General features: G+C 67.7%; 6 protein-coding genes. 2 read left to right on the top strand and 4 right to left on the bottom strand.

Going from position 1 to position 6,793, the window contains the following annotated elements:
- Positions 1-251 precede the first annotated feature (251 nt).
- Together D7T59_RS11180 and D7T59_RS11175 are read right to left on the bottom strand one after the other, a co-directional pair.
- A complete protein-coding gene (locus tag D7T59_RS11180) occupies positions 252-1,076 on the bottom strand; it encodes a helix-turn-helix transcriptional regulator (RefSeq protein ID WP_180852400.1) in 825 nt (274 codons plus the stop codon).
- On the bottom strand, positions 1,073-1,777 hold the full coding sequence (locus D7T59_RS11175) for a VIT1/CCC1 transporter family protein (protein WP_180852399.1): 705 nt from the start codon (positions 1,775-1,777) through the stop codon (positions 1,073-1,075). The genes D7T59_RS11180 and D7T59_RS11175 overlap by 4 nt, the downstream gene beginning before the upstream one ends.
- A 152-nt stretch (positions 1,778-1,929) precedes the next feature.
- Between D7T59_RS11175 and D7T59_RS11170 the strand changes: the two genes are divergently transcribed.
- A complete protein-coding gene (locus D7T59_RS11170; RefSeq protein WP_106550748.1) occupies positions 1,930-3,294 on the top strand; it encodes a glutamate--cysteine ligase in 1,365 nt (454 codons plus the stop codon).
- Positions 3,295-3,371: 77 nt separating this feature from the next.
- Here D7T59_RS11170 and D7T59_RS11165 read toward each other — a convergent pair whose 3' ends face one another.
- Positions 3,372-4,628, bottom strand: a complete 1,257-nt coding sequence (locus D7T59_RS11165) for an NnrS family protein (protein ID WP_180852398.1) — start codon at positions 4,626-4,628, stop codon at positions 3,372-3,374.
- A 66-nt stretch (positions 4,629-4,694) separates the two neighbouring features.
- Positions 4,695-5,753, bottom strand: coding sequence for an NAD(P)-dependent alcohol dehydrogenase (locus D7T59_RS11160; RefSeq protein WP_005419275.1), 1,059 nt, complete (start codon positions 5,751-5,753; stop codon positions 4,695-4,697).
- Positions 5,754-5,860: 107 nt separating this feature from the next.
- Here D7T59_RS11160 and D7T59_RS11155 point away from each other — a divergent pair, with 107 nt between their 5' ends.
- On the top strand, positions 5,861-6,745 hold the full coding sequence (locus D7T59_RS11155; RefSeq protein ID WP_180852397.1) for a LysR family transcriptional regulator: 885 nt from the start codon (positions 5,861-5,863) through the stop codon (positions 6,743-6,745).
- Positions 6,746-6,793 lie beyond the last annotated feature (48 nt).

Genomic DNA, 6,793 nt, shown 5'->3' with positions numbered 1-6,793 from the left:
GCGGATCGATCCCCGCCTGAAGCCAGCCTGCGCGCGCTCCAAGAGGCTGCCGGCCAGCGGCCGGCACTACCGTGCCTGTCTGCCGGAGGAACCTGAGCCCCTCCGGCAACACAGTTGCTACATGGACGTACTTGCGGCGTCCCCGCACTCCGACACCGCCCCGCCTTCCAACGGAATGCCAGTTCTTGATGTTGACGTTGCTATGGCTTCAACGCTTCGGCGGGTGCAGGGCGCAGCCCTGCCGAACCCCCTCAAATGTCTGTGGGAGCCAGCCCGTACTGCTCGGCGAAGCGCCTGCTGAAACTCGCCGCAGACCGGTAGCCCGCGCGCGCTGCCACGGTCTTCAGCGGCAGATCGGTGGTGTAGAGCAGCTGCATGCCATGCGCCAGCCGCGCTTCGATGAGCAGCTGGCGCAGGCTGGTGTCCTCGGCGGCAAGACGGCGGCGCAGGGTTGCCCCGCTCAGCGCGAACAGTGCCTCCACATCGCGTGATTGCCAGTCGCGTGCGGGTTCGGCGGCGATGCGGTCGCGGATCTGTTCGCCCAGGCTCGGTGCCTGCGGCAACAGCAGGTTGCCGTGGCCCTGCCGGCACAGCGTCAGCACCAGCGAGGCCAGCGCCAGCCGTGCATCGCTGTAACGGCCGTGCTGCAGCGACTGGCGCCATTGGCGCAGCACCGGGCCATGGTCGATCAACGGCAGTCGCGCCACCGTCTGGCCCGGCGCGGGAAGTTCCTCGCTCCACAGCGTGCGCGCCGCCGCCAGCACTTCAGCACACAGCGGCACGATCGCGCTGAGGTAGCGGCCGCTGCGCGGGTCGGGAGTGTTGACCACATCGATGCGGCAACGCTGTGTGAGCAGCAGGATGTCGCCGGGCAGGAATGCCAGTGACTGGTGTGCCGTACGCACCTGCTTGCGGCCCTCCAGCAGGATCGCGAACTGGGGTTGTGGAATCTCCACCGAACTGGCGCCGTGTTCGCGACGGGCGGTGATGCAGGCGTAGCCTTCGGCGCGTTCGCATCCGGCCAGGCTGGCCATCTCGGCAAGCAGTGCGGTCACAGGCGGCAGTATGCCGGTCATGCCACGTGGGCACCGAACAGACGCCCGACACCCGCAGCGGCGGCCATTGCCAGCGCGCCCCAGAACATCACCCGGATCGCCCCGCGGACAGGGGGTGCGCCGCCGGCGCGGGCCGCCATCGCACCGGTCAGGCACAGGCCCAGCAGGGTGCTGCCGGTGGTGATGATCGCAACCCTGTCCATCGGGGCGAGCAGGGAGGTCAGCACCGGCAGTGCGGCGCCGCAGGTGAAGGCTCCAGCCGAAGCCAACGCCGCCTGCAGCGGGCGCGCGCGCAGGGTATCGGTGATGCCCAGTTCGTCGCGGGCATGGGCTCCCAGTGCATCGTGTGCGGTGAGCTGCTCCGCCACCTGCCGTGCCAGCGCCGGCTCCAGGCCACGGTGGCGGTAGATCGCAGCCAGCTCTTCCAGCTCGCTGTGCGGGTCTTCGTGCAGCTCGCGCTTTTCCATCGCCAGGTCGGCGTCTTCAGTGTCGGCCTGGGTCTGCACCGAGACGTATTCGCCGGCGGCCATCGACATCGCGCCGGCCACGGTGCCGGCCACGCCGGTGGCCAGGATCGTGCTGGCCGATGCCCCGCTGGCAGCCACGCCCACCACCAGGCCTGCCACTGAGACGATGCCGTCGTTGGCCCCCAGCACGGCAGCACGCAGCCAGCCGACGCGCTCGGAGCGGTGCAGTTCGGGGTGTCGTGAATGGCGGCTCATGACCTTGAGTGTACGAGGGTCAAGAGGGCGTCGGTAGGATGCTGAAACCCGTCACCGTCGCATGACGCAACGGGGTGCCACGCTATAGTGCGCCCTTGCGATGGAAGGCCCCGGGCCCCACATCCCCTGCCACTGTCCAGCGAGCCTTCCCCTTGTCGAGCCCCAGCCACGTCGCCGATACCCCCATTACCGACCGCTCGCAGCTGGTGGAGGTGATCGCCTCCGGCGAGAAACCCCGTGCGCAGTGGCGCATCGGCACCGAGCACGAGAAGTTCGGATTCCGCCTGGATGACCTGCGGCCGCCGACCTTCGAGGGCGAACGTGGCATCGAAGCGCTGCTCAACGGCCTGGTCCGCTTCGGCTGGGAGCCGGTGCAGGAAAACGGCAACACCATCGCCCTGCTGCGCGATGGTGCTTCGGTGACGCTGGAACCGGCCGGCCAGCTGGAACTGTCCGGCGCGGCGCTGGAGACCATCCACCAGACCTGCGTGGAGACCGGTACCCACCTCAATGAAGTAGCGCAGGTGGCCGGTGAACTGCAGCTGGGCTTCCTGGGCATGGGCTTCCAGCCCAAGTGGAAGCGCGACGAGATGCCGTGGATGCCCAAGGGCCGCTACAAGATCATGCGTTCGTACATGCCCAAGGTCGGCTCGCTGGGCCTGGACATGATGACCCGCACCTGCACGGTGCAGGTGAACCTGGATTACGCCACCGAGGCGGACATGGTGAAGAAGTTCCGCGTGTCGTTGGCGCTGCAGCCGATCGCCACCGCGCTGTTCGCCGATTCGCCGTTCACCGAAGGCAAGCCCAACGGCTACCTGAGCTACCGCTCGCACATCTGGACCGACACCGACGCCGACCGCACCGGCATGCTCGACTTCGTGTTCGAGGATGGCTTCGGTTACGAGCGCTATGTCGACTACCTGCTCGATGTGCCGATGTATTTCTCCTACCGCGATGGCATCTACCACGACGCCAGCGGGCAGAGCTTCCGCGATTTCATGCAGGCCAGGCTGCCGGTGCTGCCGGGTGCGCTGCCGACCCTGCGCGACTGGTCGGACCACATGACCACCGCGTTCCCGGAAGTGCGCCTGAAGAAGTACCTGGAAATGCGTGGTGCCGACGGTGGCCCGTGGAGCCGCCTGTGTGCGCTGCCGGCGTTCTGGGTGGGCCTGCTGTACGACGACACCGCCCTGGATGCGGCGTGGGACCTGGTGCGTGACTTCACCCTGGCCGAGCGCCATGCGCTGCGTGACGGCGTGCCGAAGCATGCGATGAACCTGCCGTTCCGCAACGGCACGGTGCGCGACCTGGCCCGCGAGGCGGTGAAGATTTCGGTGGAAGGCCTCAAGCGCCGCGCGGCGCGCAATGCCGATGGCCAGGACGAGAGCAAGTTCCTGGACGTGCTGCAGGAGATCGTCGAATCCGGCCTGACCCCGGCCGAGCGCAAGCTGGCGCTGTTCCATGGCCGCTGGCACGGCGATGTGGATCCGGTGTTCCGCGAGTTCGCGTACTGAGTGGATTGTTCTGGACGCCGGGCATGGCCCGGCGTTACCGATGGGGGCTGCGTGCCGGGTCATGCCCGGCGTTGATGTCAGCCCGGCTTGCCGTCGCGCCGAGGGCTCAGGTAGATCCAGCCCAGCCGCGCCACCCATGGGGCCAGTGCCAGCAGCCAACCGATGGCGGCGGCGAAATGCCATGCATAGGCATCGGGCATCAGCTCGGCGAGGATGCGCATGATCGCCACCGCCTGCAGCGCGACGAACGCGAACCAGGCCACTGCCGGCATCACCAGCGGCCGCCCGGAATGGCCCTGGGTGACCCGGGTCACCATCGCCACCAGCAGGCTGCCGAACAGGCCCACGGCGAGGGCATGCAGCGGCGCGCGGCCGAGCAGCTGCGGATGGCCGAGCAGATGACCGATGTCCTGCAGCAGATACAGCGCGAAGCTGATCGGCAGCCACGCCAGCGCCAGGAACAGGGTGGCAAGCAGGCCAGGCATCGGCCCGCGCGGCCACCAGTGCCATAGCGCCTGCAACGAAAGCACCAGCAGCGGTGCATCGGCAAGCCACAGCGCGTTATCGATCTGCAACGCGCTCAACAGCAGGCGCAACATCAGCAGGGCCCACATCGCGGCCAGCCAGCGCAGCGGCCGCCACGCCACATAGCCGTTCACCACGTTGTTGGCGAAGAACGGGATCATCCGATGCGCGACGGTGAGGTAGACCGGCAGCAGCAGGCCGAAGGTGCCGAGTGCCACAGTGACCGGCATCAGTGTGGCGTGGCGGCGCACCACCGCCATGAACAGCAGCAGCCCCAGCCAGCCCAGCAGCAGTGCCGCATAGCAGGCGCGCGCATGCCAGTTACGGTTGGGGCCGGCAGCCTGGAGCACGCGTCCCAGCACGATCAACCCGGCGCTCCAGCCGGCCATTGCCAGCAGCAGGCCAGGCCACAGCCCGGCTGTCCACCCGCAGGCGGCGGCAATCAGCAGCGCCTGCCCGCCAAACAGCCCGATACCGACCGGCGCATAACGGCTGCGTGGCAGCTCGGGTTGCCCCATCCAGCGCGGGAACACAGTGAGCAGGAAGCCGAAGATGAAACTGGGCAGCACCAGATACTGCATCAGCAGCGCGTGCAGCCAGGCCGGTGGCAGCGGCGGTGGCTGCGGTGTCCACAACCCGCGCAATGCGCCCAGCCACAAGGCCCACCACAACATCGCCAGCAGCAGGTTGCTGGCACCGATGAAGAACAGCAGCCGGTGCGGCGCACGCATCAGCATCGAAGGGGAGGGCAGGCGGGCCATGCAGCGAGTCTGCGCCCCCACGCTGGCCACTTCCTTGACCTTCGTCATGCCCAGCGCACGACCAAAAAGAAACCCCGGCAGTGCCGGGGTTCTTCGTTCACCGTCGCCGATCGATCAGGCCGCGTTCTTCATCGTCGCCATGTCGATCACGAAGCGGTAGCGCACATCGTTCTTCGCCATGCGTTCCCAGGCTTCGTTCACGTTCTTGATGTCGATCATCTCGACGTCGCTGACGATGCCGTGCTCGGCACAGAAGTCCATCATTTCCTGGGTTTCGGCCATGCCGCCGATCGCCGAGCCGGTCAGGTGCTTGCGGCCGAAGATCACGCTGCCGCCGGTCAGCGGCGGGTCCAGTTCGGTCAGCACGCCGACCAGGCACATGGTGGCCTCGCGCTTGAGCAGGCCCATGTACGGGTTGGTGTCATGGCCGACCGGAATGGTGTTGAGCAGGAAGTCGAAGCTGCCAGCGTGCGCCTTCATCTGCGCGGCGTCGCGCGAGACCAGCACCTCATCGGCGCCCAGGCGCTTGGCATCGGCGCCCTTTTCCGGGGTGGTGGTGATCATCACCACGTGCGCGCCGAGCGCCTTGGCGAACTTCACGCCCATGTGGCCGAGGCCACCGAGACCGATCACGCCGACCTTCTGGCCCGGGCCGACCTTCCAGTGGCGCAGCGGCGACCAGGTGGTGATGCCGGCACACAGCAGAGGCGCGGCCGCCTTCAGGTCGAGGGTGTCGGATACCTTCACCACGAAGCGCTGCTCGACCACCACGTGGTCGGAGTAGCCGCCGTAGGTCGGTGCGCCGCTTTCGCGTTCACGGCCGTTGTAGGTCCAGGTCGCACCTTCGGCGCAGTACTGCTCCAGGTCGTGCTCGCAGGCATCGCAGTGGCGGCAGGAGTCGACCATGCAGCCGACGCCGGCATGGTCGCCCACCTTGAAGCGGGTGACGTTGCTGCCGACCTCGGTCACGCGGCCGATGATCTCGTGGCCCGGCACCATCGGGTAGATCGAGCCACCCCAGTCGTCGCGGGCCTGGTGCAGGTCGGAATGGCAGATGCCGCTGTAGAGGATCTCGATGCGCACATCGTCCGGGCCGACCGCGCGGCGTTCGAACTCGTACGGGATCAGCGGGTCGGTATGTGAATGGGCGGCGTAACCACGGGCGAGGGACATGGGGAATCCTTGGCAGGGTTTGTCGAAAGGCGTTTTACAATACGCGCCGTTCCCAGCGGCAAGAAGCGCGGATATCGGCATGATTCATCAAGTGGAACTGCACAATCATGGCCACTGACAACCTGACCCACCTGGCCGCGTTCGCCGCGGTCGCCCGTCATCGCAGTTTCCGCCGCGCCGGTGCTGAGCTGGCCCTGTCGACGTCGGCGGTGAGCTACGCGATCCGCGCGCTGGAAGAGCGGTTGGGTGTAGGCCTGTTTCATCGCACCACCCGCAGCGTGGCCCTGACCGAGGCCGGGCAGCGCCTGCTGGAACGCCTGCAGCCCGCGCTGGGCCAGGTGCACGACGCGCTGGAGGAGATGAACCAGTTCCGCGCCGTCCCGGCAGGCCTGCTGCGCATCAACGCCACCCGCGCGGCGGTGGCGACCCAGCTGGGACCACGGCTGGCGCGCTTCCTGCACGCCCACCCGGACGTGCGGGTGGAGCTGACCGAGAACGATGGCCTGGTCGACATCGTCGCCGAGGGCTACGACGCCGGCGTGCGCCTGCATGAGTTCGTGCCCGAGGACATGGTGGCGGTACCGATGGGGCCACCGCTGCGCGGATTGATCGTCGGTTCGCCCGAGTACCTGCGGCGCCGGCCGGCTCCGCAGCACCCGCGCGATTTGGCTGCACACGAATGCATCCGCTTCCGCTTCGCCAGCGGGCATCTGTACAAGTGGCAGTTCGAGCGCGGTGGGCAGGCGCTGGAAATCGACGTGCCGGGGCGGCTGACGCTGGGCGAGCAGGGCACCGTGGTCGGCGCGGTGCTCGATGGCATCGGCCTGGCCTATGTGCTGGAAGACACCGCGCGGCCGTACATCGAATCCGGCCAGATGGTGGCGGTGCTGGAAGACTGGAGCGAGCCGTTCGCGGGATTCGCGTTGTATTACCCGAAACAGCGGCAGATGCCCGGTGCGCTGCGTGCGTTCGTGGATATGCTGCGGGAGTGAGTCGTGGTGGATCGCATCCACGCATGGCGTGGATCTACTGACCATCGC

Origin of the sequence: Stenotrophomonas maltophilia (assembly GCF_013464915.1) — a bacterium.
GTDB classification, from domain to species: domain Bacteria; phylum Pseudomonadota; class Gammaproteobacteria; order Xanthomonadales; family Xanthomonadaceae; genus Stenotrophomonas; species Stenotrophomonas maltophilia_AT.
Note: the sequence above shows the minus strand (reverse complement) of the source record. Positions and strands in the feature narration are given on the sequence as shown.

Bases quoted from the DNA above. Each gene is read 5' to 3' on its own strand.
- D7T59_RS11180 (WP_180852400.1), bottom strand. From the start codon at position 1,076: ATGACCGGCATACTGCCGCCTGTGACCGCACTGCTTGCCGAGATGGCC.
- D7T59_RS11175 (WP_180852399.1), bottom strand. From the start codon at position 1,777: ATGAGCCGCCATTCACGACACCCCGAACTGCACCGCTCCGAGCGCGTC.
- D7T59_RS11165 (WP_180852398.1), bottom strand. From the start codon at position 4,628: ATGACGAAGGTCAAGGAAGTGGCCAGCGTGGGGGCGCAGACTCGCTGC.
- D7T59_RS11160 (WP_005419275.1), bottom strand. From the start codon at position 5,753: ATGTCCCTCGCCCGTGGTTACGCCGCCCATTCACATACCGACCCGCTG.
- D7T59_RS11155 (WP_180852397.1), top strand. From the start codon at position 5,861: ATGGCCACTGACAACCTGACCCACCTGGCCGCGTTCGCCGCGGTCGCC.